A 1,679-nucleotide genomic window follows, 5' to 3' on the forward strand; every position below is an offset into this window, starting at 1 on the left:
GCACGAATCCTCGTAGACATCTGAAACCGCTGCGCATAGACAGCGTAGATGTCAGCGCTCGGCGTGTCATACCCCGGCAAAACGGCGACGAGCCGTCCATCGGCCAGGTACTCATCGATGTCCCATTCGGCGCGCATGAGGATGCCGTGACCGTCGAGCGCCCACTTCACGGCAATCTCGCCATCGTTTGTCGTGAGGTTGCCGTTGATTCTCACCGTTTCCGTCTTGCGCGCAGCCCCTCTCCCCGACGTGAGCCGCCATACACCGTAGGCTTCGTCGCCCTGGCGAATGCCGATACAGTTGTGCTTCGCCAGATCGCGCGCGCTCGCCGGCATACCGTGCGAGGCGATATAAGACGGCGCTGCGCATAGAAGCCTGCGATTCAGCGCGAGCCTGCGGGCCACCACGCGTGTATCGGGCGGCTCGCCGAAGCGGATGCAAACATCGAAAGTGTCCTCTGTCAGCGGCGGCGGCGTTACCGAGAGCTGAAGCTGCACCGATACCTGCGGGTACTGCATGACGAAGCGCGATATCGCCGGCCCGATATGGCTTCGCCCAAAACCGAGCGTCGCATTGACGCGCAGCAATCCCTTCGGCGTCTTTTTGACGCTACCGAGCAATTCCGAGAGCTCGCCTATCTCGTCGAGAATGCGGCGCGCATGCGCGAGATAGAGTTCGCCTTCCGGCGTCAGCATCATGCGCCGAGTGGTGCGATTGACGAGCGCAACACCGGCGCGCCGCTCCATCTGAGTGAGCCGCTTGCTGACGGCAGCCGCTGTCAGTCCGAGCTCGCGCGCGGCGGCACTGAGGCTCCCCGAAGCCGCGAGCGTCGAAAAGAAGCTCAGATCGGACGGAAGAACGGTTTCCGACATGGCACGACTTGTGAATTTAAGTTAAGAATGCTTTGAGTTTAGCATCGGCTACTGCACTGGAGGTTGCGTTAAGTTTGGCGTCCTGAACACAACGTTTCGAGGACGCAACATGAAGACGTACCGTATCGCGGCGATTCCCGGCGACGGCATAGGCAAGGAAGTGATCCCCGCCGGCAAACAAGTGCTCCAAGCGCTCGCGAAGACCACCGAGCGGTTCGCATTCGAATTCGACGACTTCGATTGGGGCGCCGACTACTATCGCAAGCACGGCGTCATGATGCCGCCCGACGGTCTTGACGCGCTGCGCGGCAAGGATGCCATCCTGTTCGGCTCCGCCGGAGATCCCGACGTTCCCGATCACATCACGCTGTGGGGACTACGCCTGAAAATCTGCCAGGGGCTCGATCAATACGCGAACGTACGGCCCACGCGCATTTTGCCCGGCATCGATGCGCCGCTCAAACGATGCAGGCCGGAAGACCTCGATTGGGTCATCGTGCGGGAGAACTCCGAAGGCGAGTACTCCGGCATCGGTGGGCGCGTGCATCAAGGTCATCCGATCGAGACGGCGACGGATGTATCGATTCTCACGCGCGCCGGCGTCGAGCGCATCATGCGGTTCGCTTTTCGGCTTGCCCGGTCGCGCCCGCGCAAGCAACTCACCGTCATTACCAAAAGCAACGCGCAGCGACACGCGATGGTCATGTGGGACGAGGTGGCGCTTCAGATTTCGACAGAGTTTCCCGACGTCAAGTGGGACAAGGAACTCGTCGACGCTTCGACGGCACGCATGATCAATCGGCCGGC

At 61.4% G+C, this 1,679-nt stretch carries 2 protein-coding genes; one reads left to right on the forward strand and one right to left on the reverse strand.

What is annotated here, in order from left to right; translation table 11 throughout:
* On the reverse strand, positions 1–872 hold an 872-nt coding region (locus tag VGL01_RS06910), incomplete at its 3' end, for a LysR substrate-binding domain-containing protein (protein ID WP_331568117.1).
* A gap of 109 nt (positions 873–981) precedes the next feature.
* On the opposite strand from VGL01_RS06910, the gene VGL01_RS06915 reads away from it, so the two are divergent.
* A partial coding sequence (locus VGL01_RS06915) for an isocitrate/isopropylmalate family dehydrogenase (RefSeq protein WP_331568118.1) occupies positions 982–1,679 on the forward strand: 698 nt, incomplete at its 3' end.

This window comes from Trinickia sp., from assembly GCF_036503415.1.
Classification (GTDB): Bacteria; Pseudomonadota; Gammaproteobacteria; order Burkholderiales; family Burkholderiaceae; genus Trinickia.